The sequence below is a fragment of the Kitasatospora sp. NPDC034023 genome (genome assembly GCF_055575795.1).
The window spans coordinates 121,248-146,124 of record NZ_JBVIRY010000025.1; the positions used below are offsets into that span (position 1 = coordinate 121,248).

The window sequence follows — 24,877 nt, forward strand, 5'->3', positions numbered from 1 at the left end:
CGCGGACCCGGCCTCGCCGCACGGGTCACCGCGGCAGCGCCAGCAGCCCCGCCCCGAAGTACTGTCGATCGCCGCAGGCGTACGGCCCCGGCGGGCAGCCGGCCGCCGCCGTGCTCGCGAGCAGTGCCGCCAGCGCGTCGGAGCCGAGGTCGGGGTGCAGCGCCGCCGCCACCGCGATCGCGCCGGTCACGTGCGCGGCCGCCATCGAGGTGCCGGCCAGCGCCGTGTACTGCCCGCCGGGCCAGTCGGAGACGATCGCGTTCTGCGGTCCACCGTCCGGGTCGCCGCCGGGGGCGGCCAGCGAGATCCGGCCGCGCCCGTAGTTGGAGTAGGCGGACGGGTGGCCGTCCCGGTTCACGGCGGCGACGGTGACGACGCCGGGCAGTTCGCCGGGCAGCCGGACGCACTCGGTGCCCAGGTAGCGGGTCTGCGCCGGACCGGTGACCCGGTCGTTGGGGCTGCGCTCGTCGGTCCGGGGGGCGCCGAGGTCCTGCGCGTCGTTGCCCGCCGAGGCGACCACGACCGCGCCCTTGCTCCGGGCGTACCCGGCGGCCCGGTCGACGGCGGCGATCAGCGCGGCCTGGTCCCGGTCCTCGGGGCAGTTGTACTTCCACGGGTCGGCGAAGTAGCTGTTGTTGATCGCCTTGGCGCCGTGGTCGGCGGCCCAGAGCAGCCCGCAGACGATGTTCTCGGCGTAGTACTGCCCGAGCGGTCCGAGCAGCCGGACGGCGGCGATCCGCACGCCGGGCGCGACCCCGGTGACGCCGCGGCCGTCCCGGGCGGCGCCGACGATCCCGGCGACGTGCGTGCCGTGGCCGCTCTCGCCCACCCCGGGGTCGGGCCGCCAGGCGCCGGTGCGGGCGTCGGGCCGGCCGTCGGCGCAGGAGGCGGAGGCCTTCGGGTCGACCGCGGCGCGCAGGTCCGGGTGGGTGTCGTCCACGCCGGAGTCCAGGACGGCGACCAGCACCCGGTGCAGCGTCCCGGGGTCCGGCACGCCGCTCGCGGGGGCGCCGTTCGGCGCCGGGGAGGCGTTCGGCGCCGGGGACGCGTCGCCGGCCCGCGTCGCGGTCGCGCCGAGCAGGGCGAGGTTCCAGGCGCCGCCTTCGGCCGGGTCGGGCACGGTGGCGGTCCCGCTGTCCGCCCGGTCGGCGCCGGCGCGGTCCGCACCGGCGGTCCCGCGTTCGCCGCGGCCCGCGCCCGCCGTGAAGTCCCCGGCCCCGTCCACCGCCCGGGGCGGCGCCACCACCGGCGCGGTCCGGGTCGCACCGACGGCGGCGATCCCGGGCCGGGTGCGCACCTTGTCCGCGAACCCTCCGGTCGCGTACGCCAGGACGGCCCCGATCTGCGGGTACTCCTGCACCACCTGTCCGCCCGCCGCCCGGCTCTCCGCCCCGGCCCGGGCCGCCCCGGACGCGTCCTCCCGCGCGGCCAGCACCAGGTAGCTGAGGTAGGGGCGCCCCGGCCCGGAGACGTACGGGACGGCCCCGCCCACCACGAGCGCCGTGAGGAGCATCGCGAGCAGGGCCCGGGCGGGTCCGCGGACCCGGCGGCGCCGGCCGGCGCGGGCGGGCCTGTCCGACGGGTGCGCCTGCGCCATCGCACGGTCTCCGCTCGTCGGTCCGGTGGGTCACGGATGGATCATGCTTCCAAATCATCACCATATGAGCGGATTGTCGTTTCTGCTCCCCGGCTTGCACCCCCCTGGCCCCTCCAGCCCGCACCCCTCGCACGGCCGCCTCGCCTGCCCCCGCCCTCGCCCCGCGCCCGGTCGCCCCACCGGGCCCAGCTCGCCACGCGCACGGTTGTCGGTCCCACCCGGCACCATGGGGGCATGGCGCCCCAGCACCCGACCCCGCCCGGCGATGACTCCCCGCCGGCCGACGACTCCCTGGCCGGCTTCGCCCCGGCCACCCGGGCCTGGTTCACCGGTGCCTTCTCCGCCCCCACCACCGCCCAGGCCGAGGCCTGGCGCGCCATCCGGCGGGAGACGGACGTCCTGGTGGTCGCCCCCACCGGCTCCGGCAAGACGCTCGCCGCCTTCCTCTCCGCCCTCGACCGGCTCAGCAGCACCCCGCCCCCGGCCGAGCCCAAGCACCGCTGCCGGGTCCTCTACGTCTCACCGCTCAAGGCCCTCGCGGTGGACGTCGAACGGAACCTGCGCGCCCCGCTCACCGGCCTGCGCCAGGCCGCCGTCCGGCTCGGCCTGCCCGAGCCGGAGGTCCAGGTCGCCATCCGCTCCGGCGACACCCCGGCGGCCGACCGCCGCCGCTTCGCGACGCACCCGCCCGACATCCTGATCACCACCCCCGAGTCGCTGTTCCTGCTGCTCACCTCGGCCGCCCGGGAGGCCCTGCGCGGCGTGGACACGGTGATCCTGGACGAGGTGCACGCGGTCGCCGGCACCAAGCGCGGCGCCCACCTCGCGCTCACCCTGGAGCGGCTGGACGAACTGCTGGAGCGCCCGGCCCGCCGGATCGGCCTGTCCGCGACGGTCCGCCCGGTCGAGGAGGTGGCCCGCTACCTGAGCCCGCAGCGCGGCGCCGTCGTCGTCCAGCCCCCCGCCGACAAGGACTTCGACCTGTCGGTGGTCGTCCCCGTCCCCGACCTGGACGACCTGCCCGCCGCGCCCGCCACCGGCGGCGCCGCCGACAGCGACCCGCAGCGGCAGGCCTCGATCTGGCCGCACGTCGAGGAGCGGATCGTCGACCTGGTCGAGGCGCACCGCTCGACCATCGTCTTCGCCAACTCCCGCCGCCTGGCCGAGCGCCTGTGCAACCGGCTGAACGAGATCGCCCACGAGCGCGCCACCGGCGCCGTCGTCCCCGAGGCGCACGCCCCGGCCCAGCTGATGGGCGGCTCGGGCGCGGCCAAGGGCGCTCCCGCGGTCATCGCCCGGGCCCACCACGGCTCCGTCTCCAAGGAGCAGCGCTCACTGGTCGAGGAGGAGCTGAAGGCCGGCCGGCTGCCCGCCGTGGTCGCCACCTCCAGCCTGGAGCTGGGCATCGACATGGGCGCCGTCGACCTGGTCGTCCAGGTCGAGTCCCCGCCCTCGGTCGCCTCCGGCCTGCAGCGGGTCGGCCGGGCCGGCCACCAGGTCGGCGCCGTCTCCACCGGCGTCTTCTTCCCCAAGTACCGGGGCGACCTGGTGCAGTCCGCCGTGGTCACCGAGCGGATGCGGGCCGGCCGGATCGAGGCGCTGCGCATCCCGCGCAACCCGCTGGACGTGCTCGCCCAGCAGCTGGTCGCGATGACGGCCCTGGACGCCTGGCCGGTGGACGAGCTGCTCGCCGTGGTCCGCCGCGCCGCGCCCTTCGCCACCCTCCCGCAGTCCGCCTTCGACGCGGTGCTCGACATGCTGGCCGGCCGTTACCCCTCGGACGCCTTCGCCGAGCTGCGCCCCCGCGTGGTGTGGGACCGGGTGGCCGGCACCGTGACCGGCCGCCCCGGCGCCCAGCGCCTGGCCGTCACCTCCGGCGGCACCATCCCCGACCGCGGCCTGTTCGGCGTCTTCATCGCGGGCACCGACCCCAAGAAGGGCGGTGGCCGGGTCGGAGAGCTCGACGAGGAGATGGTCTACGAGTCCCGCGTCGGCGACGTGTTCACCCTGGGCACCACCTCCTGGCGGATCGAGGAGATCACCCACGACAAGGTGCTCGTCACCCCCGCCCCCGGGATCCCCGGCCGGCTCCCCTTCTGGAAGGGCGACACCCTCGGCCGCCCGCTCGAACTCGGCCGCGCCCTCGGCGCGTTCACCCGTGAGCTGGGCGCGCTGCAGCCCGAGGCCGCCACCGAGCGCCTCAAGCGGGCCGGCCTGGACGACTGGGCCGCCGCCAACCTGCTCGACTACCTCGCCGAACAGCGCAAGGCCTGCGGCCACCTCCCGGACGACCGCACCATCGTGGTCGAGCGCTTCCGGGACGAGCTCGGCGACTGGCGGATCGTCGTCCACTCCCCCTTCGGCGCGCAGGTGCACGCCCCCTGGGCCCTCGCCCTCGGTGCCCGGCTGCGCGAGAAGCACGGCCTGGACCCCCAGGTCATGCACGCCGACGACGGCATCGTGCTCCGCCTCCCGGACGCCGATCTGCTGGCCCCCGACTTCGATTTCAGCAGCCCTTCCGAACCCGCGGGTTCGGCCCCGGACGACGCCCCGGTCGGCGCCGACGCCGCCCTGTTCGACCCCGGCGAGATCGAGCAGCTGGTCACCGACCAGGTCGGCGGCTCCGCCCTGTTCGCCTCCCGCTTCCGCGAGTGCGCCGGCCGCGCCCTGCTGCTCCCGCGCCGCAACCCCGGCCGCCGCACCCCGCTCTGGCAGCAGCGCCAGCGCGCCGCCCAACTCCTCGAGGTCGCCTCCGAGTACGGTTCGTTCCCGATCGTGCTGGAGGCCGTCCGGGAGTGCCTGCAGGACGTCTTCGACGTCCCCGGCCTGGTCGAGCTGATGGGCGACCTCGAGTCCCGTGCCGTCCGCCTGGTCGAGGTCACCACCGCCGAACCCTCGCCGTTCGCCCGCTCGCTGCTCTTCGGCTACGTCGCCCAGTTCCTCTACGAGGGCGACTCCCCGCTCGCCGAGCGCCGGGCCGCCGCCCTGTCGCTCGACTCCCGGCTGCTGTCCGAACTCCTCGGCCAGGCCGAGCTGAGCGAGCTGCTCGACCCCGAAGTGCTCGCCGAGTTGGAGGCCGAACTCCAGCGCCTCACTCCCGAGCGCCGGATCAAGGACGCCGAGGGCGTCGCCGACGCCCTGCGCCTGCTCGGCCCGCTCGCCGAGGCCGAGTTGACCGTCCGCGGCGCCGAGCCGCTCTGGGCCCTGGAGTTGGAGGCCGCCCGCCGGGTGATCCAGGTCCGGATCGCCGGCGAGCGGCGCTGGGCCGCGATCGAGGACGCCGGACGGCTGCGCGACGCGCTCGGCACCCCGCTGCCGGTCGGCGTCCCCGAGGCCTTCACCGAGCCGGTCAAGGACCCGCTGGGCGATCTGATCGCCCGCCACGCCCGTACCCACGGCCCGTTCACCGCCGCCGAGGCCGCCGACCGCTTCGGCCTCGGCACCGCCGTCGTCACCGGCACTCTGCACCGCCTCACCGCCGCCGGCCGCCTGGTCCAGGGCCAGTTCCGGCCCGCGGAGAGCCACATCGCCCCCGAGTGGTGCGACGCCGAGGTGCTGCGCCGGCTGCGCCGCCGCTCGCTGGCCGCGCTGCGCCAGGAGGTCGAGCCGGTGCCGCCGCGCGCCCTGGCCGCCTTCCTCCCGCAGTGGCAGCACCTGGCCGGCCACCGGCTGCGCGGCCCGGACGGCCTGCTCCGGGTGGTCGAGCAGCTCCAGGGCACCGCGCTGCCCGCCTCCGCCCTGGAGAAGCTGGTCCTCCCGGCCCGGCTCGCCGACTACTCCCCCGGCCTGCTGGACGAGTTGACGGCGGCCGGCGAGATCGGCTGGTGCGGGGCCGGCGCGCTGCCCGGCAAGGACGGCTGGCTGAGCCTCCACCTCGCCGAGAACGCCCATCTGCTGCGCCCGGAGCCCGTCCCGCCCGCGCTCACTCCGCTGCACAGCGCGCTGATGTCCGCACTGGCGGGCGGCTACGGCCTGTTCTTCCGCCAGCTCGTCCAGCAGCTCCCGGAGGAGACCCCGGAGCCCGAGGCCGTCGCGGCCCTCTGGGACCTGGTCTGGGCCGGCTACGTCACCAATGACACCCTCGCCCCGCTGCGCGCCCTGCTGGGCTCCGGGCGGACGGCGGGCGCGACCGCCCACCGCGCGCCCCGGGCCACCCCGCGCGGCCGCTACGGCGGCGCGGGCCGCGCCTTCGGCCGGGCCGGCGGCGCCCTGCGCAGCGGCCCGCCGACGGTGGCCGGGCGCTGGTCGCTGCTGCCCGCCTTCGCCGCCGACCCGACGGTCCGGGCCACCGCCCGGGCGCAGAACCTGCTGGACCGGCACGGCCTGCTCACCCGCGGCACGGTGGCGGCCGAACGGGTGCCCGGTGGCTTCGCCGGGGTCTACCGGGTGCTGGCCGCGATGGAGGAGCGCGGCCGGGCCCGCCGGGGCTACTTCGTCGAGGGCCTCGGCGGCGCCCAGTTCGCCATGGAGGGCGCGGCCGACCGGCTGCGCTCGGTCAGCGGCCGGCTGGAGCGGGCCCGGGCCGCCGAGTGGCCGGCCGCCCCGGCCACCGAGCCGCCGCAGACGCTGGTGCTGGCCGCCGCCGACCCGGCGAACGCCTACGGCGCCGCCCTGCCGTGGCCGGAGCCGCCGACCGCCCCCGGCGGCAAGGAGTCCACGGCCCACCGCCCGGGCCGCAAGGCGGGCGCGCTGGTGGTCCTGGTGGACGGCGATCTGGCGCTGTACGTGGAGCGCGGCGGCAAGTCCCTGCTGGCCTGGCCGGAGGACGGGGCCACCCGGGCGCTCGCGGCGGGAGCGCTGGCCGCCGCCGTCCGCGAGGGCGCCCTCGGCAGCGTCACGGTGGAGCGGGCCAACGGCGAGCCCGCCCTCGGCTCGGACCTCGGCCGCGCCCTGGAGGAGGCCGGTTTCCACGCCACCCCGCGCGGCCTGCGCCTGCGCCCGTAGGCCAACGCCGCGGGCGCCCCGAACACACCGGAGGCCGCAGGGTCCAGGACCCCGCGGCCTCCGGCCACGTCTGATCACCCGATCGGTGGCGGCTGCGCCTCCACCGGCCGTACCGGTTCCCCGCGTCGGCGGGGGGCGGGTCCGGTCGCGTTCCGGTCGGCATGGACCGGTATGAGACCGAGGCCCCAGCCTCCGGCCGCGAGTAGCCCGAGCACCGCGCCGTCGGCCGACTGCCCCCGGACGACCAGGAGCCACCAGGCGAGCCCGGCCGCCACCGCCGCCAGGACCCACCGCACCGGACGCCGCACCCGGAACAACAGCCGGAGCAACAGCCGCGCCCGTGCCCGTATTCGGGCCATCGGGCGCACCATCGTGTCTCTCCGCACGACCGCCCTCCCTTCGCTCGCCCCGGGCGGGTACGCCCGGGAGTCGAGGCCGGGATCAGGCGGCGACCACGTCCATCGCGGCGGCCTTGGGCGACATGTTCGCCCGGTCGGTGCCGGGGGCGGGCAGCGGAACCGGTTCGAGTACCGGCCTCAGCAGATCACCTTCGGAGAGGGTGGCCATCGCCGCAAGTTCGGCGAGCGACAGTTCGTCGCTGACCTCGCGCATGACCTCGGACATCCGGACGTCGAGTGCGTCGCAGATGGCGGAGAGCAGCTCCGAGGAGGCCTCCTTCTGTCCCCGCTCGACCTCGGAGAGGTATCCGAGCGAAACCCTGGCTGCCGCCGACACCTCGCGGAGTGTGCGGCCCTGGCGCTGGCGCTGCCGACGCAGTACATCGCCCAGTAGGCGACGGAGCAGGATCATCGGTGCCTCCCTCCTCGGACTGCGGATCGAGATGTCACGCCCCCACCGTACCGCCTTGCCCGCATCGCGTGCGGGGACCCTGGTCGTGTTCACTCTGGGCTGCAAGGCTGTCCCCCTCCTCGTTCCGGTGTCGTACCGGGGTTCGCGGGCCCCTCGTGGTACCCGATGCGGGCCACCCGGCCACCGTCACGCAATTCGTTCGCCACCTGGTTTCTGCCCAACCAGGCCGTTGGATGTAACACGATCCTCCAGCTGTGACATACCCGGGCACCGGATCGGCGGATCTCGGTTCGGTGGAGATCCGCCGGAGCGGGTGCCCTACCGTGCGAGCCGACCGACGAGCAGCTCCAGTGCGGCAGTCACTGCCTCGTGACGGATTGTGGCACGCCCGCCCGACAGCAGGGGCGAACTGACCAGAGTTCCCCCCGGGCCGGCGACCGCCAGGTGTACGGTGCCCACCGGCTGTCCGTCCTGCGGGTCGGGACCGGCCACCCCGGTGGTCGCGAGCCCGTACGTCGCCCCCAGCAGCCCGCGCACCCCCTCGGCCATCTGCCGGGCCACCACCGGGTGGACCGGCCCGTACACGTCCAGCAGGCCCTCGTCCACCCCGAGCACGGAGGCCTTCAGCCCGGTCGCGTACACGGTGACCGAGCCCCGGAAGGTCGCGGACGCCCCGGGGACGTCCACCAGGGCGGCGGCCAGCAGGCCGCCGGTCAGCGACTCGGCGACGGCCAGCGTGCCGCCCTCGGCCCGCAGCGCGGCGTGCGCCCGCTCGGCCAGCCGGTAGTCGTGCTCCGCCACTCGTCTCCCCCGTCGCTCAACGGCCCGCGCGTTCCGCGGCCTGTCCCTCGCGGCGCAGTCGCAGCGCCTGGCCGACGTAGTCCAGCGCGGTGCCGACGGTCAGCAGCACCGCCAGCCCCATCAGCACGGCCCGCCCGGTGGCCAGCCACCCGGTCAGGGCCAGCACGTACATGCCGACCGCGGTGCCCTGGGTCAGCGTCTTGAGCTTGCCGCCGCGGCTGGCCGGGATGACCCCGTAGCGGATCACCCAGAACCGCATCAGCGTGATGCCCAGCTCGCGGGCCAGGATCACCACGGTGACCCACCAGGGCAGGTCGCCGAGCAGCGAGAGGCCGATCAGCGCCGAGCCCATGATCGCCTTGTCCGCGATCGGGTCGGCGATCTTCCCGAAGTCGGTGACCAGGCCCTTGCGGCGGGCCAGTTCACCGTCGAACAGGTCGGTGATCATCGCGACGGCGAAGGAGGCCCAGGCGACCGAGCGCCACTTGGGGTTGTGCCCGCCGTCGGCGAACAGCAGCAGCACGAAGACCGGCACCAGCAGCACCCGGACCATCGTGAGCACGTTGGCGATGTTCCAGATCCTCGGGGTCGACGGCACCGCGGCCGCCGGTCTCCCCGGGTGGGCCGCGGCCGGGGCGCCGGGCCCCTTGGTCATGCCCCGGCTCCCGGGACCAAGCGGACCCGCACCTGCTCCAGCGCCTCGGCGATCAGGTCGACGCCCTCGCTGGCGACGACCTTGGCCCGCCAGAACTGCCCGACCTCGGGGGCCTCGACGCCCTCGAGGGTGGTCAGGCCGTCGGTCTCCGGTGCCTGGTGGAGGGCCCGGCCCTCGACCACGCCGTCCTCGACCGACTCGATCAGCACCTCGACCTCGGTGCCGATCCGCTGCTCGGCCCGCTGGGCGGTCATCTCCTCGGCCAGCCGGCTCAGCCGGTCCAGCCGCTCGGCGATCACGTCCTCGGGGAGCTTGCCGTCGTAGGTCGCGGCCTCGGTGCCGTCCTCGTCCGAGTAGCCGAAGACGCCGATCGCGTCCAGCCCGGCGTGCGTGACGAAGCGCTCCAGCTCGGCGAAGTCCTCCTCGGTCTCACCGGGGAAGCCGACGATGAAGTTGGACCGGGCGCCGGCCTGCGGGGCCTTGTCGCGGATGGTCCCCAGCAGCTCCAGGAACTGGTCGGTGGAGCCGAAGCGGCGCATCCGGCGCAGCACGGCGGGCGCCGAGTGCTGGAAGGACAGGTCGAAGTAGGGCACCACGTCGGCGGTCCCGGTCATCGCGTCGATCAGGCCCGGGCGCATCTCGGCCGGCTGCAGGTAGGAGACCCGCACCCGCTCGACGCCCTCGATCGCGGCGATCTCGCCGAGCAGCGTCTCCAGCAGCCGGATGTCGCCGAGGTCCTTGCCGTACGAGGTGTTGTTCTCGCTGACCAGGACGATCTCGCGGACGCCCTGCCCGGCCAGCCACTGGGCCTCGTGCAGCACGTCGGAGGGGCGGCGGGAGATGAAGGACCCGCGGAAGGCCGGGATGGCGCAGAAGGAACAGCGCCGGTCGCAGCCGGAGGCGAGCTTGACCGAGGCGACCGGGTTGTCGTCCAGCCGCTTGCGCAGGGTGCGCGGGCCGGAGGCCGGGGCGAGGCCCTCGGGCAGGTCGGTGATCGGCTCGGCGGCGGCCTCGGCGCCGTGGCCGGGCAGTGCGACGGCCTCGGCGGCGGACTGCCGCTCGGCGGGGCTGATCGGCAGCAGCTTGCGGCGGTCGCGCGGGATGTGCGGGGCGTGGTGGCCGCCGGAGAGGATGGTCTGCAGGCGGTCGGAGATGTCGGAGTAGTCGTCGAAGCCGAGCACGCCGTCCGCCTCGGGCAGCGCGTCGGCGAGCTCCTTGCCGTACCGCTCGGCCATGCAGCCGACCGCGACGACGGCCTGGGTGCGGCCGTGCCCCTTGAGGTCGTTGGCCTCCAGCAGGGCGTCCACGGAGTCCTTCTTGGCGGCCTCGACGAAGCCGCAGGTGTTGACGACGGCGACGTCCGCTTCGGCGGCGTCGTCGACGAGCAACCAGCCGTCGGCTTCCAGTCGCCCGGCGAGTTCCTCGGAGTCCACCTCGTTGCGGGCGCATCCGAGCGTGACAAGGGCGACAGTACGGCGTTCAGGCATAGGGCCAAGATTAACGCGCGGCCTCCGGTGCCGTTCGCCCCGGAGGCCGCGCGCCTCGAATCAGCTGATCATCACGGGGCCTCGCCGGCCCCTGTGGTCAGCCCGCCTGCGGGTCTCCGGGGGTGTACGTGACGTGCACCACCTGCCCGTCCTTGCCGAGGAGGCCGAGGTCCTTGCCGTTGACGTACGCGTGCACGGCCCCGCCGTTGCCGAGCACCAGCCGGATCTGCTTGGGGTCGGTGAAGGTCTGGTCCTGGCCGTCGCTGATGTTGTTCTGGAACAGCGACTTGCCGCTGCTGTTCATCGCCGAGACCCAGCTGGTGCCCTCGGCGACCAGCTTCACGGTGACCTTGTCGGCCGGGACGGCGGCGATCGCGGCGGCGCTCGGCGCGGGCGCCGGCGGCTGGACGGCGGGCGTCGCGGCGGGGGCGACCGAGCCGGTGCCGGAGCCGCTGGGCAGCGGCGCGCTGGCGGAGCCGGTGGTGCCGTGCCCGCCCTTGCCGCTGACCAGGTTGAAGCCGATCAGGGCGACCACCGCGACGATCGCGGCGACCATGGCGGCCGCCCAGTTCGGCCGGCCGCGGCTGGGCACCTTGATCGGGCCGCTGTCGATCAGCCCGCTCGCCGGGCGCTTGGCGGCGGGCGGGCCGCCGTGCGCGGCGTCGTAGCGGGCGACCAGCTCGTCGCCGTCCACGCCGACGGCACGGGCGATCAGGCGGATGTGTCCGCGGGCGTAGAAGTCGCCTCCGCAGCGACCGAAGTCGTCCTCCTCGATGGCATGGACGATCGGCACCCGGACGCGGGTGGCGGTACTCACCTGGTCCACCGTGAGTCCCGCGTCGATCCGGGCGGCGGACAGCACCCGGCCGATGCTCGGGGCATCGGCCGACTGCACCGCGTCGTCGGTCGGTTCGACGGACGACGGAGTGTTCTCGCGGTCGGGAGACTTGCCGATGGTCACGGGGCACGCCTTTCGAGCGGATGGCCACCTGCTGGGGAACAGTCTAGGGGCGTGGGCGGATCGTTTCTCAAGCGGAGCAGGACCGAACGTGCGCGCCCGCTCCGACCGGGGTCCGGCACCCCGTTGACCGGCCGTCAGCGGAGCCGCACGCGGGGAACCCCGGGATCGCTTTCCGGCCTGTGACGCGGTGTGTGGACGTTCGGTTCCGCGGGGCTCCCCGAACCGCGCCTACCCTCCTCCGAACGAGTGATACCTCGTCCGGGACACGGGGCCGTCCGGCGCACCGGGCGACGGACGGCACGGCGGCAGCGGACGGCCCGAGGGCGACGGACGGCACGGCGGCGGACGGCCCTGCGCGTCAGCCCCGCAGGGTCACCAGCACCCCGTCCAGCTCGTCCGGCTGCACCAGGACGTCGCGGGCCTTGGAGCCCTCGCTGGGGCCGACGATCCCGCGCGACTCCATCAGGTCCATCAGCCGGCCCGCCTTGGCGAAGCCGACCCGGAGCTTGCGCTGGAGCATCGAGGTCGAGCCGAACTGGGTGGAGACCACCAGCTCGGCCGCCTGGATGAGCAGGTCCAGGTCGTCGCCGATCTCCTCGTCGATCTCCTTCTTCGGCCCGCCGCCGACCGTCACGTCGTCCCGGTAGACGGCGCCCAGCTGGTCCTTGCAGTGCTGCACCACCCTGGCGATCTCCGCCTCGGTGACGAATGCGCCCTGCATGCGGATCGGCTTGCTCGCGCCCATCGGCAGGAAGAGCGCGTCGCCCTTGCCGATCAGCTTCTCCGCGCCGGGCTGGTCCAGGATGACCCGGGAGTCGGCCATCGCGGAGGTCGCGAAGGCCAGTCGGGAGGGCACGTTGGCCTTGATCAGACCGGTGACCACGTCCACCGAGGGCCGCTGGGTGGCGAGCACCAGGTGGATGCCGGCCGCGCGGGCCAGCTGGGTGATCCGGACCACCGAGTCCTCGACGTCGCGCGGCGCGACCATCATCAGGTCGGCCAGCTCGTCGACGATCACCAGCAGGTACGGGTACGGCCGCAGCTCCCGCTCGCTGCCCAGCGGCGGGGTGACCTTGCCGGCCCGCACCGCCGCGTTGAAGTCGTCCACGTGCCGGAAGCCGAACGCCGCGAGGTCGTCGTAGCGCGTGTCCATCTCGCGGACGACCCACTGGAGGGCCTCGGCGGCCTTCTTGGGGTTGGTGATGATCGGCGTGATCAGGTGCGGGATGCCCTCGTACGCGGTCAGCTCGACCCGCTTGGGGTCGACCAGCACCATCCGCACCTCGTCCGGGGTGGCCCGGGCGAGGATCGAGGTGATCAGGCAGTTGATGCAGGACGACTTGCCCGCGCCGGTCGCGCCGGCCACCAGGATGTGCGGCATCTTGGCGAGGTTGGCCATCACGGTGTGGCCCTCGACGTCCTTGCCCATGCCGACGACCATCGGGTGCGTGTCCTCGGCGGCCGTGCGCGAGCGCAGCAGGTCGCCGAGGTTGACCATCTCGCGGTCCCGGTTGGGGATCTCGATGCCGACCGCGGACTTGCCCGGGATCGGGCTGATGATCCGCACGTCCGGGCTGGCGACCGCGTACGCGATGTTCTTGGCGAGCGCGGTGATCCGCTCCACCTTGACGGCCGGGCCGAGCTCGACCTCGTAGCGGGTGACCGTCGGGCCGCGGGTGAAACCGGTGACCCGGGCGTCCACCTTGAACTCGGTGAAGGTGCTGGTGAGCTGGGCGACCACCTCGTCGTTGAGGGCGCTGCGGGCCTTCGCGGGGCCGCCGCGCTCCAGCAGGTCGAGGGAGGGCAGCGCGTAACCGATGCCCTCGCCGAGCCGGAGCTGCTCCATCCGCACCGGCGCCGGGCCGTGCTCCTCGGGCGCGTCCGGGCCACTGCGGGCGGCCGGGACGGCGGGCTCCTCCGGCGGTGCGGTGTGGTCCTGCACCTGGTGCATCATGTCCGCCACCGCGGAGGAGGCCGGCACGCCGTAGACCAGCGCACCGTCCAGGTCGGCGGCCGCGCCGGCGGCGAGGTCGCGGGTGGCGTACGGGTCCAGCGGCTCCTTGTCCAGGGAGACCCGGACGGCCGCCGGGTCGTCCGGATCGCTCCGCCTGCGCCCGCGGCGGCGCCGCCGGGCGCCCACCTCGTCCGTCGGGTCGTCACCATCGGTGTCCACGGTGAACGGCAGCGCGTCGGGGTCGGCGTCCTCCGGCGGTTCGGTGGACAGTTCGCGCTCCGGCGCACGCCCCCTGCGCAGCTCGTCCTCGGGCCCGGGCTCGACCACGCCGAGCCGTATGCCGACCCACCGGACCCGCTCGCCGATGCGGTTGACGGGTGTGGCGGTGACCACCAGCAGGCCGAAGAAGGCCAGCAGCAGGAGCAGCGGCACGGCGAGCGCCGGCCCGGCGGCGGCCATCATCGGGGTGGACGCGGCCCAGCCGATGATGCCGCCGGCCGCCCTTATCCGGGAGGCGCCGCTGCCCATCATGGGCGCGCCGCAGCCGATGTGGACCAGGCCGAGGACGCCGATCAGCAGGGTGCTCAGCCCGATCATGATCCGGCCGTTGGCCTCGGGCAGCTCCGGGTGGCGCCAGAGCCGGATCGCGATCGCGGCCAGCAGGAACGGCACCAGCACGTCGAGCCGGCCGAACATTCCGGACACCACGGCGGTGGCCGCTTCGCCCAGCCAGCCCTGCGGGCTGAACCAGGTGCCGGCGGCGGTCACCAGCGCGAGCGCGAACAGCAGCAGGCCCACCCCGTCCTTGCGGTGGGCCGGGTCGAGGTTCTTGGCACCGTCGCCGAAGCCCCGGAAGATCGCGGCGATCGGACTCGCCAGGGCGTTCAGGGCGCCCATCAGCACCGACCGGGACGGCTTGGGTGGCGGCGGGGCCGACTTGGCCGCCGCCTTCTTCGCGGGAGCCGCCTTCTTCGCCGCCGCCTTCTTCACGGGTGGCTTGCCCGGGGCTTTCGCCGCGGCCTTCTTGGACGGTCCCGGACTCGTCTTACGTGCTGCGTTTCCGGGCGTGCGAGTGGCCATGGCTCAGCAGCCTACCGGGGTGGACCACCGGTGCACATGCGCCCGAGCCGGGCCGCCCGGACGTGTCGCAGACACACCGTCACACTGACCGGGATTCACCCGACCGCCGCACGGAACCACCCGGACGGGTGAACGTACGGCAGCGGATCAGGAGCTTCCGGGGCGCATCGCGTCCAGTGCCCGGCGCAGCGCCACGAGCTTGCGCTCCAGGTGCGCGGCGGTCGCCGCCACCCCGGCGTCCTCGACCTCGTCCAGCTGCTTGCCGAGCGCCTCCGCCTGCTCCTCGACCGCCGCCAGCCGCGCGGACAGCTCGCCCAGCAGCGCCCCGCCGAGGGCCGGCTCGCCGCCGCCCGCCTCGAGTTGCAGCCGCAACAGCGCGGCCTGCTCCTTCAGCTGGCAGTTCTTCACGTACAGGTCGACGAAGACGGAGACCTTGGCGCGCAGCACCCACGGGTCGAAGGGCTTGGAGATGTAGTCCACGGCCCCGGCCGCGTAGCCTCGGAAGGTGTGGTGCGGGCCGTGGTTGAGCGCGGTCAGGAAGATGATCGGGATGTCCCGGGTGCGCTCGCGGCGTTTGATGTGGGCGGCGGTCTCGAAACCGTCCATCCCGGGCATCTGGACGTCCAGCAGGATCACCGCGAAGTCGTCGGTGAGCAGCGCCTTGAGCGCCTCCTCGCCGGAGGCGGCGCGCACCAGTGTCTGGTCCAGCGCCGAGAGGATCGCCTCCAGTGCCAGAAGGTTCTCCGGTCGGTCGTCGACCAGGAGGATCTTCGCCTTCTGCATCAGGGCCCGCCCTCCTGTCGCCTGCCTGCCGCCCGGTGCCGGCACCCGCGTACTGCCCACCGCTACCCCGGTCATGCTAGCCGCACCCCCTCGCCCGGCACATCGCTCCGTCGTGATCCGATCCGGAGCGGCGCGCAGCCAGTACCCCGGCGCACGCTCAGCAGGGCGTCGCCATCCGGTCACTGTTCGCAACGATCGGTGACCCTACCGGGTTCCCGGGCCCGTCCGCCAGCAAACCGGCCGCCCGGGAGGCGCGGACCCCGGGGCCCGCGACGGGGTTCGCGCCTCCCCCGCCCGCCCTGCGCCCGGCTCGTTTCGCTCGCTCACGCACGGTCCCCGCTCAGCCAGTCGTGCATCACCGACAGCAGGTGATCGGTCTCCACCGGCTTGGTGATGTGGTCGGTGGCACCCGCCTCCAGCGACTTCTCCCGGTCGCCCATCATCGCCTTGGCGGTCAGCGCGATGATCGGCAGGCCGGCGAACTGGGGCATCCGGCGGATCGCCTCGGTGGTCGCGTAGCCGTCCATCTCCGGCATCATGATGTCCATCAGGACCAGCGCCACGCTCTCGTGCTGCTCCAGCATCTCGATGCCCTCGCGGCCGTTCTCGGCGTACAGGACGGTCAGGCCGTGCTGCTCCAGCACGCTGGTGAGGGCGAACACGTTGCGGACGTCGTCGTCCACGATCAGCACCTGCTGGCCGTCGAAGCGCCGGTCGCCGTTGACCGGGCGGGGCTGCACGGGCTCCACCGCCCGCGGCCCGGCGGCGCTCTCCAGGGCTGCGCTGCGTCGGCGCTCCACGGCGCCCCGGCGGCGCTCCTCGGCCAGCTCGCGGACCTCCTGGGCCCAGTGGTCGGCCGGGTTCTCACCGACCGGCACCGGCAGGCCCACTGGGGTCACGCCGACCGAGGCGCGCGGTGTCTGGGTGTTCGACGCGGACGGGCGCTCGCCCGGGCGCGGCTCCCCGGCGGTGTCCGGGGCCTCGGTGCGCAGCGGCAGGTAGAGCGTGAACGTGGAGCCCTTGCCCAGCTCGCTCTCGGCGTGGATCTCGCCGCCGAGCAGCCGGGCGATCTCGCGGCTGATCGACAGGCCGAGGCCGGTGCCGCCGTACTTGCGGCTGGTGGTGCCGTCGGCCTGCTTGAACGCCTCGAAGATCTCCCGCAGCTTGTTGTCGGGGATGCCGATGCCGGTGTCGGAGACCGAGAAGGCGATCAGCTCGTCGTCCGGGCCCTGGATCGAGCCGGACTCCAGCAGCCGCTCGCGCACGTGCTGCGGCACCTCCGCGCCGGCCGGGCGGATCGAGAAGTCCACGGCCCCGGCGTCGGTGAACTTCACCGCGTTGGAGATCAGGTTGCGCAGCACCTGCTGGAGCCGCTGCTCGTCGGTGTGCAGGGTGACGGGCAGGGCGGACGAGACCCGGACGGCGAAGTCCAGGTTCTTGTCCAGCGCGACCGGCTGGAAGGTGGCCTCCACGTAGTCGACCAGCTGGACCAGGGCGATCCGGGCCGGGCGGACGTCCATCTTGCCCGCCTCGACCTTGGACAGGTCGAGGATGTCGTTGATCAGCTGGAGCAGGTCGGAGCCGGCGCCGTGGATGGTGTCGGCGAACTCGACCTGCTTGGGCGAGAGGTTGCCCTCGTTGTTGTCGGAGAGCAGCTTGGCCAGGATCAGCAGCGAGTTGAGCGGGGTGCGCAGCTCGTGCGACATGTTGGCGAGGAACTCGCTCTTGTACCGGGAGGCCAGGGCGAGCTGTTCGGCGCGCTCCTCCAGGACCTGCCGCGCCTCCTCGATCTCGCTGTTCTTGATCTCGATGTCGCGGTTCTGCTGGGCGAGTTGCTCGGCCTTCTCCTGCAACTCCTCGTTGGTGCGTTCCAGTTCCTCCTGGCGCGCCTCCAACTCGGCCGATCGCATGGAGAGTTCGGCGGTGAGGCGCTGGGACTCCAACAGCAGGCCCTCGGTCTTGGTGTTGACGCTGATGGTGTTGACGGTGACGCCGATCAGGTCGGCGATCTGGTTCAGGAAGTCCAGTGCGACGGTGGTGAAGGAGCTGAAGGTGGCCAGCTCGATCACGCCCAGCAGCCGGCCCTCGAACAGCACCGGCAGCACCACGATGTGCGCCGGGGAGGCCTCGCCGAGGCCGGAGGCGATCTTGAGGTAGCCGGGGGGCGCCTCCTTGAGGATGATCGCCCGCTTCTCCACCGCGGCCTGGCCGATCAGCGACTCGCCGGGGCGGAAGGTGGTCGGCATCGCCCGCCGCTGGTAGCCGTAGCTGCCGATCAGGCGCAGCACGGTGTCGTTCTCGTCGTCGTCCTCGGTGATCAGCTCGGCGGTGCGGCCGGCCGGCTGGGCGAGGAAGAAGGCGCCGTGCTGGGCGGAGACCACCGGGGTCAGCTCGGTCATGATCAGCGAGGCGACCGCCTCCAGGTCCCGGCGGCCCTGGAGCAGGCCGGAGATCCGGGCGAGGTTGGTCTTGAGCCAGTCCTGCTCCTGGTTGGTGCGGGTGGTCTCGCGCAGGTTGGCGATCATCTGGTTGATGTTGTCCTTGAGCTCGTCGAGCTCGCCCGCGGCGTCCACGTCGATCCGCAGGCTCAGGTCGCCCCTGGTCACCGCGGTGGCGACCTGGGCGATCGCGCGCACCTGCCGGGTCAGGTTGTTGGCCAGTTCGTTCACCGACTCGGTCAGGTCCTGCCAGGTGCCGTCCACGCCGGGCACCCGGGCCTGACCGCCGAGCCGTCCGTCGGTGCCCACCTCGCGGGCGACCCGGGTCACCTCGTCGGCGAACGCGGAGAGCTGGTCGACCATGGTGTTGATGCTGGTCTTGAGCTGGAGGATCTCGCCGCGCGCGTCGACGTCGATCTTCTGCGAGAGGTCGCCGCGGGCGACCGCGGTGATCACCAGCGCGATGTTGCGCACCTGGCCGGTCAGGTTGTTGGCCATCAGGTTGACGTTGTCGGTCAGGTCCTTCCAGATGCCGGCCACCCCCGGCACGCTCGCCTGACCGCCCAGAGTGCCGTCGGTGCCCACCTCGCGGGCCACCCGGGTGACCTCCACCGCGAAGGAGGACAGCTGGTCGACCATGGTGTTGAGCGTCGCGGCGAGCGCCGCCACCTCGCCCTGCGCGTCGATGGAGATCTTCTTGGAGAGGTCGCCGCGGGCCACCGCACCGGCGACCTCGGCGATGTTGCGCACCTGGCCGGTCAGGTTGGACGCCATGAAGTTGACGTTGTCGGTCAGGTCCTTCCAGATGCCCGACACCCCGCGCACCCGCGCCTGGCCGCCCAGGATCCCCTCGGTGCCCACCTCGCGGGCCACCCGGGTCACCTCGTCGGCGAACGCCGACAGCTGGTCGACCATGGTGTTGACGGTGGTCACCAGCTCCAGGATCTCGCCCCGGGCGTCGACGGTGATCTTCTTCGACACGTCGCCGCGCGCCACCGCGGTGGTCACCTCGGCGATGTTGCGGACCTGACTGGTCAGGTTGTTGGCCATCAGGTTGACGGAGTTGGTCAGGTCCTTCCACGTCCCGGACACCCCGGGCACGCTCGCCTGGCCGCCGAGGATGCCCTCGGTGCCGACGTCCCGGGCCACCCGGGTCACCTCGTCCGCGAAGGACGACAGCTGGTCCACCATCGTGTTGATGGTGTTCTTCAGCTCCAGGATCTCCCCGCGCGCGTCCACCTGGATCTTCTGCGACAGGTCGCCCTTGGCCACCGCGGTCGTGACCTGGGCGATGTTGCGCACCTGATCGGTGAGGTTGTTCGCCATGAAGTTGACGTTGTCGGTCAGGTCCCGCCACACCCCGGCCGCCCCGGGCACCTGCGCCTGACCGCCCAGCCGGCCCTCGGTGCCCACCTGGCGGGCCACCCTGGTCACCTGCTCGGCGAAGCCGGAAAGCTGGTCCACCATCGTGTTGATGGTGTTCTTCAGCTCCAGCATCTCGCCGCGCGCGTCCACCTCGATCTTCTGCGAGAGGTCGCCGCGCGCCACCGCCGTGGTCACCTGGGCGATGTTGCGGACCTGGCCGGTCAGGTTGTCGGCCATGAAGTTCACCGAGTCGGTGAGGTCCCGCCAGACCCCGGCCACCCCCGGCACCTGCGCCTGACCGCCGAGGCGCCCCTCGGTGCCGACGTCCCGGGCCACCCCGGTGACCTGCGCGGCGAAGCCGTTCAGCTGGTCCACCATCGTGTTGACGGTGTTCTTCAGCTCCAGCATCTCGCCGGCCACCTCGACGGTGACCTTGCGGGACAGGTCGCCCTTGGCCACCGCCGTGGTCACCTGGGCGATGTTGCGCACCTGCGCGGTGAGCCGCCCGGCCATGGTGTTGACCGAGTCCGCCAGGTCCTTCCAACTGCCCGACACGCTACGGACCTTGGCCTGGCCGCCGAGCTTGCCCTCGGTGCCGACCTCGCGGGCCACCCGGGTCACCTCGTCGGTGAACTCCGAGAGCTGGTCCACCAGTCCGTTGACGGTCCGCCCGATCTTCAGGTACTCGCCGCGCAGCGGGTGGCTCACCCCGTTGCTGTGCAGCGAGCGCAGCTCCATCTTCTGGTCCAGGTCACCCTCGGCGATCGAGGTCAGCACCCGGCCCACCTCGGACATCGGACGGGCCAGGTCGTCGATCAGCGCGTTGCAGTTGTCGACCGCCGCCATCCAGGCGCCCTCGCCGGCGCCGGTCTCCAGCCGCTCGTTCAGCCGGCCCTCCCGGCCCACCGCCCGCCGCACCCGGGCCAGTTCACCGGTCAGGTGCTGGTTGCGCTCGGCGACCTCGTTGAACACCGCGGCGATCTCCGCCAGCGGCCCGTCACCCGGAACCGTCAGTCGGCGGCGGAAGTTGCCGTCCCGCATCGCCGTCAGCGCGGACAGCAGCTTGCGCAGCTCGGCGGGTTCCGCGCCGCGGTTGTGACTCACTCGCCGGCCGGCCGCGTTCCGCGGCGCGGTCCCGGAGCGGCCGCCGCGCTGGGCGGGCGGCGTCGTACCGGTTGCGTCCTTGGTGGCCGAACTCAACGGGCCCCTCCCACATCGTGAACTGTCCGGTGGCCGCCCGTGCCGGTGCGGCACGTGCCCGGGCACCGGCCCGGCTGGGCTGTGTACCGGCGGCCTGCGCGCACCGGCACCCACACGACCGTACTGCTCGTACCGGTCATCGCGGACCCCCCAGTCTGGCAGCACTGGCGCCCGGTGTACGGCCGGTTGCGCACGGTTGGTACCGCACCGTCCGAAACAGGTGGGCAGAATCACCCTCAGGTGCCTGTTTCGACTCCCCGCCCCCACGGGGAACCAAGCGGAAAGTAGGGTGGAGCGCTGCACCGGGCCACGACCCGACCCAGCGACGCCGCTCACCCCGACGGCGCGCGCGGGGAAGTCGGCGCCGCACCCCGGACAGCGCCAGGGCAAGAGCAGCAGAGGAGAAGTGGCAACGTGGTCACCGCGCGCGCAGCCGCCACCTTCGACCCCGACGGCCGGTCCGCGGCCGCCGCCCGGGGCTTCGTCCGCGATGCGCTGCTCGGCTGGGGCCTGCCGGAGGTCGTCGACGACGCGATCGTGCTGGTCAGCGAACTGGTCACGAACGCCGTCGTGCACGCCGGCACCGCCGCCGAGGTCTGCTGCCTGCGCGAGGAGGAGACCGTCCGGATCGAGGTCACCGACCACCACCCGGAACGCGGCCTGCCCTCCCTCGGCGACGGGCCCGTGACCGCTTCCGACCGCTACGCCGACCCCGACGGCGAGGGCGGCCGCGGTCTGCTGATGTGCTCCGCCCTCGCCGAACGGTGGGGCGTCGAGTACGCGGCCGGCCGGAAGACCGTCTGGTTCCGCCTCCAGCTGCCCGCACACGTGCTCGGCACCCGCTACGCCGTTCCCGCCACCCCCGGCAGCGACCTGCCGAGCAGTGCCGGCCCGGTGCACGTCGCCGTCGTCCAGCTCGACGAGGACGGCCGCGTCCTGGCCTGGAACCCGGACGCCGAAGCCCTCTTCCAGTACCCCGCCGCCACCGCTCTCGGCCGCCCCTGGGCCGACCTCGCCGTCTGGCCGCAGTCCCCCGGCCGCGGCCTCGCCCTGACCGACACCCTGCGGCTGGCCCGCTGGGAGGGCGGCTACGGGATCCGCCGCCAGGACGGCCACGAGGTCGAGGTGTACGGCGTCCAGGTGCGCGTGCGCGACACCGAGGGCGTCCCGTCCACCCTCTGTCTGCTCGTCCTCGACCCCGACCGCGCCGTCCTGCGCTCCCCCGCCCGCGCCCTGCCCGGCGAGCGCCCCGACCCGGCCGGCCCCCGCCTCGACCTGATGGCAGGCCCGGTCGCCACCGACGACCTCGACACCCTGCTGCAGCGCACCGTCGAACGCGCCCGCGACCTGCTCGACGGCGACGCCGCGTACCTGCTGCTCACCACCGACGACGAGACCGAGTTCGAGGTCCGCGCCGCCACCGGCCTCACCTCCGGACACCGCCGGCACAACCGTTTCCCGATCGAGACCGGCAACCGCTACGACTCCGCCCGGCTGCCCTCCGTCCACGAGGACCTCACCGCCCGTCCCACCGGCCTGCCCCTGCTCTCCGACAGCGGCATGCGCTCCCTGCTCACCGTCCCGCTCAAGGTCGAGGGCCGCCTGATCGGCTCGCTCGGCATCGCCGCCACCGCACCCGGCCGCTACGACAACGAGGACGCGCTGCGCCTGCAGTTCGCCGCCGACCGGGTCGCCCTGGCCGTCGAGAGCACCCGGCTGACCGAGCTCGAACGGCTGCGCCGCGGTTCGCTCTCCTTCCTGGTCGAGGCCTCCGACCTGCTGGCCGGAACCCTCGAACACGAACAGACCCTCGCGCTGATGGCCCAGATGGCCGTCCCCACCCTGGCCTCCTGGTGCGCCCTCTACACCACCGCCGACCACACCTCCCCGGCCCGGCTCGCCTTCGTCCTGCACGAGGACGAGGACCGCATCGACCCACTGCGCGACCTGCTCGACAAGACCCCCGTCCCCGAGGCCGGCCCCAGCCACGGCGTCCGCTTCTGGACGGCGCCCGCCAAGACCGCCGAGGCCGGCGGCCTCACCGACAGCCCCGAACTCGCCGGCCTGCTCGGCGAGACCGTCGTCATCGCGCTGACCGCCCGCAACCGCGTCATCGGCCTGCTGGCCCTCGGCGTCCCGGCCGGTGTCCGGTTCCGCCAGGAGATCCTCGAACTCGCCGAGGACCTCTCCCGCCGCGCCGCCCTCGCCCTCGACAACTCCCGGCTCTACTCCGAGCGCACCGCCACCAGCCAGGCCCTGCAGCGCAGCCTCCTCCCGCCCGACCTGCCCGAGATCCCGGGCGTCGAGGTGGACGTCTACTACCAGGCCGCCGGCGAGGGCAACGAGGTCGGCGGGGACTTCTACGACCTGTTCACCATCCGCGAGGGCACCTACGGCTTCGCCATCGGCGACGTCTGCGGCACCGGCCCCGAAGCCGCCTCGGTCACCGGCCTGGCCCGGCACTCGCTGCGGCTGCTCGCCCGCGAGGGCCTGGACGCCCCGCAGGTGCTCCGCCGCCTCAACGCGGCCATCCTGGACGAGGGTTCGCGCAGCCGCTTCCTCACCCTGCTCTACGGCGAGCTGACGCCCCGCCCGGACGGCAGCACCGAGCTCTCCCTGGTCTGCGCCGGCCACCCGCTGCCGCTACGGCTGCGCACCGACGGCCGGGTCGACCGCGCCGCCACTCCGCAGCCGCTACTCGGCGTCATGGACGACCTCGACCTGACCGCCGAGCACCTGGTGCTCGCCCCCGGCGAGGTCCTGCTGTGCGTCACCGACGGCGTCACCGAACGCCGCGAGGGCCGGCGGATGCTGGGCGACGACGGCCTCGCCGAGGTGCTCACCGGCTGCACCGGTCTGACCGCCGGCGCCGTCGCGGCCCGCGTCCAGCGCGCGGTCGAACGCTTCGCCCCCGAGCCGCCGTCCGACGACATGGCGATCCTGACCCTGCGGGTGCCCAACCAGCGCCAGCCGTGAGCGTTCCACAGCTGACGCAGTCACAAATTGTTATATTCACAAGGGTACAAGCGTCCAAGGTCGGGTAAACCGATCTCACCGGGAATCCACCCGGCGGGGACGTGACCAGCGGGCTCTCCGCTGGCCCATCACTTCTGACCGCAGCCCGCGCACGCTCACAGCCGTGCGCCCTCGGCGCGGTCGCGCGCATCCACCCATCGAACGACACCACAGCGTCACTGCGCCCTGCGCGCGCCCAGAGTGAAAGGAGCCTCCGGTGAGCAACGACGCTACCGGGGCAACGAACGCCCGCTCCACCGGAGCCGACGCGGGTAACCTCGGCTACCTCGCCCTCGGCCTGACACTACTCGCCTACGGTCTGCTCTCCACCGGCATCCTGCACGGCGCCGGCATCGGGGACGCCGCCCACCTCGCCCACCTGCTCGGCGGCGTCACCCTCTTCATCGCGGGCCTCTGGCAGCTCCGCGGCGGCGAGGGCTTCACCGGCACCGCGTTCACCAGCCTCGGCGCCTTCTGGGCGACCTGGTCGGCGGCCGGCGGGGCCGGCAAAAACGCCGCCGGTCTCTTCCTGCTCCTGTGGGCCCTGCTCGCCCTCACCCTCACCGCGGCCAGTTGGGGCGCGGGCCTGCTCAGCCGCACCGTCTACGGCCTGATGACGCTCTCCCTGCTGCTCACCGCCATCGCCACCTTCGGTGGCCACAGCGGCCTGGCCAAGCTCGCCGGCTGGATCGCGGCCGCCTCCGGGCTCGCCGCCTGGTACTGGGCCACCTCGGCGCTGAGCAACGGATCCTGGGGAAAGCTCGCCCTGCCGGTCAAGTGAGCCGCTGACGGCTCAACCGACCTGTTCCCACCGCTCCTCGGCGGTACTGCGGGGTCGGGTCTCCGTCGAGACGGAGACCCGACCCCGTCGGCGTGCCGCCAACGCCAGCACGGCGTACGCGAGGAGGAGGATCACGACGGCGACGATCCCGTCCGCCCAGAAGTGATTGGCCGTCACGACGACCACCGCGATCGTCAGCACCGGGTGCAGCACCATGACCCACCGCAGCGAACTGCGCGACACCCGGACCACCGCGACCGCGGCCAGCACACACCAGGCGACGTGCACCGAGGGCATCGCCGACAGTTGGTCGGCCACCACCACCCCGCCGACCGCGCCCCCGTACACCGACTGCCCGTACTCCGCGGCCACGTCGACGAAACCGCTCCCCGGCAGCATCCGCGGCGGCGCCACCGGGATGAACTGCACCAGCAGACAGACCGCGGTCGTGATCACCACCGTGTTCCGCACCCACGCGTACCACTCGCGGTGCCGCACGAACACCCAGAGCAGGACACCCAGCATCACCGCGAAGTGCATGACCGCGTAGTAGTAGTTCGCCAGCCGCACCAGCACCGGGTACGGCGTGACCGCCGACTGCCAGGAGGCCTCGTCGGGCAACCCGATCACCTGCTCGGTGTGGTGGATCCAGCTCGCCCGGTCCACCGCATGGTCCGCGCTCATCACCGACAGGTGCCCGACCAACTGCCAGAGCGCGAACAACGCCAGCAGCGTGCCGGCCTCCCGCAGCAACGCCGACAGGGACGGCTTCCGAACCCTCGACGCGACGTACGCGCCGGCGTAGAGACCGGCGGCGGCGCCCCCGGCGGACTGCCAGGTCAGGGTCAGGTTCTGCATTGGCAGAGGGTAACGCAAAAAGCCCCCCTCCCGGATGGGAAGGGGGCTTTTTGGAATGATTGTTCGGCGGCGTCCTACTCTCCCACAGGGTCCCCCCTGCAGTACCATCGGCGCTGTAAGGCTTAGCTTCCGGGTTCGGAATGTAACC

General features: G+C 73.5%; 13 protein-coding genes and 1 rRNA gene. 3 read left to right on the forward strand and 11 right to left on the reverse strand.

Annotated elements, in window-relative coordinates; translation table 11 throughout:
* Nucleotides 1–25: 25 nt before the first annotated feature.
* On the reverse strand, nt 26–1,597 hold the full coding sequence (locus tag ACZ52R_RS29175) for a S8 family serine peptidase (protein ID WP_465623224.1): 1,572 nt from the start codon (nt 1,595–1,597) through the stop codon (nt 26–28).
* A gap of 234 nt (nt 1,598–1,831) precedes the next feature.
* On the opposite strand from ACZ52R_RS29175, the gene ACZ52R_RS29180 reads away from it, so the two are divergent.
* Nucleotides 1,832–6,541, forward strand: a complete 4,710-nt coding sequence (locus ACZ52R_RS29180; protein ID WP_465623226.1) for an ATP-dependent helicase — start codon at nt 1,832–1,834, stop codon at nt 6,539–6,541.
* A gap of 441 nt (nt 6,542–6,982) precedes the next feature.
* Here the strand turns inward: ACZ52R_RS29180 and ACZ52R_RS29185 are convergent, their stop codons facing one another.
* The 8 genes from ACZ52R_RS29185 to ACZ52R_RS29220 form a co-directional block, all read right to left on the reverse strand.
* Complete coding sequence (locus ACZ52R_RS29185; RefSeq protein ID WP_049660741.1) at nt 6,983–7,351, reverse strand: helix-turn-helix domain-containing protein; 369 nt, start codon at nt 7,349–7,351, stop codon at nt 6,983–6,985.
* 318 nt (nt 7,352–7,669) lie between these two features.
* A complete protein-coding gene (locus tag ACZ52R_RS29190; protein ID WP_465623228.1) occupies nt 7,670–8,152 on the reverse strand; it encodes a CinA family protein in 483 nt (160 codons plus the stop codon).
* A gap of 16 nt (nt 8,153–8,168) precedes the next feature.
* Nucleotides 8,169–8,900 carry a CDP-diacylglycerol--glycerol-3-phosphate 3-phosphatidyltransferase gene (pgsA, locus tag ACZ52R_RS29195; protein ID WP_396289673.1) on the reverse strand — a complete coding sequence of 244 codons (732 nt, stop codon included), beginning with the start codon at nt 8,898–8,900 and terminating at the stop codon, nt 8,169–8,171.
* Nucleotides 8,804–10,294: a 30S ribosomal protein S12 methylthiotransferase RimO gene (gene rimO / locus ACZ52R_RS29200; protein ID WP_360505153.1), complete on the reverse strand. Its 1,491-nt coding sequence runs from the start codon at nt 10,292–10,294 to the stop codon at nt 8,804–8,806. Before rimO ends, pgsA begins: the two co-directional genes overlap by 97 nt.
* 97 nt (nt 10,295–10,391) lie before the next feature.
* Nucleotides 10,392–11,255, reverse strand: a complete 864-nt coding sequence (locus ACZ52R_RS29205) for a helix-turn-helix domain-containing protein (protein ID WP_360505151.1) — start codon at nt 11,253–11,255, stop codon at nt 10,392–10,394.
* 358 nt (nt 11,256–11,613) lie between these two features.
* On the reverse strand, nt 11,614–14,289 hold the full coding sequence (locus ACZ52R_RS29210) for an FtsK/SpoIIIE family DNA translocase (protein ID WP_465623232.1): 2,676 nt from the start codon (nt 14,287–14,289) through the stop codon (nt 11,614–11,616).
* Nucleotides 14,290–14,436: 147 nt separating this feature from the next.
* Complete coding sequence (locus ACZ52R_RS29215) at nt 14,437–15,075, reverse strand: response regulator (protein ID WP_360505238.1); 639 nt, start codon at nt 15,073–15,075, stop codon at nt 14,437–14,439.
* A gap of 320 nt (nt 15,076–15,395) precedes the next feature.
* The gene (locus ACZ52R_RS29220) at nt 15,396–19,979 is read right to left on the reverse strand and encodes a HAMP domain-containing protein (RefSeq protein WP_465623254.1); all 4,584 of its coding nucleotides are present in this window, start codon (nt 19,977–19,979) and stop codon (nt 15,396–15,398) included.
* Between the two features lie 510 nt (nt 19,980–20,489).
* On the opposite strand from ACZ52R_RS29220, the gene ACZ52R_RS29225 reads away from it, so the two are divergent.
* Together ACZ52R_RS29225 and ACZ52R_RS29230 are read left to right on the forward strand one after the other, a co-directional pair.
* The gene (locus ACZ52R_RS29225; protein ID WP_465623233.1) at nt 20,490–23,051 is read left to right on the forward strand and encodes a SpoIIE family protein phosphatase; all 2,562 of its coding nucleotides are present in this window, start codon (nt 20,490–20,492) and stop codon (nt 23,049–23,051) included.
* Between the two features lie 256 nt (nt 23,052–23,307).
* The gene (locus tag ACZ52R_RS29230) at nt 23,308–23,871 is read left to right on the forward strand and encodes a GPR1/FUN34/YaaH family transporter (RefSeq protein WP_360505145.1); all 564 of its coding nucleotides are present in this window, start codon (nt 23,308–23,310) and stop codon (nt 23,869–23,871) included.
* Nucleotides 23,872–23,883: 12 nt separating this feature from the next.
* Here ACZ52R_RS29230 and ACZ52R_RS29235 read toward each other — a convergent pair whose 3' ends face one another.
* Both ACZ52R_RS29235 and rrf read right to left on the reverse strand, forming a co-directional pair.
* Entirely contained in the window at nt 23,884–24,729 is an 846-nt protein-coding gene (locus ACZ52R_RS29235; protein ID WP_465623236.1) for a phosphatase PAP2 family protein, read from the reverse strand.
* Between the two features lie 61 nt (nt 24,730–24,790).
* A 5S ribosomal RNA gene (gene rrf, locus ACZ52R_RS29240) occupies nt 24,791–24,877 on the reverse strand; the annotation flags it as partial.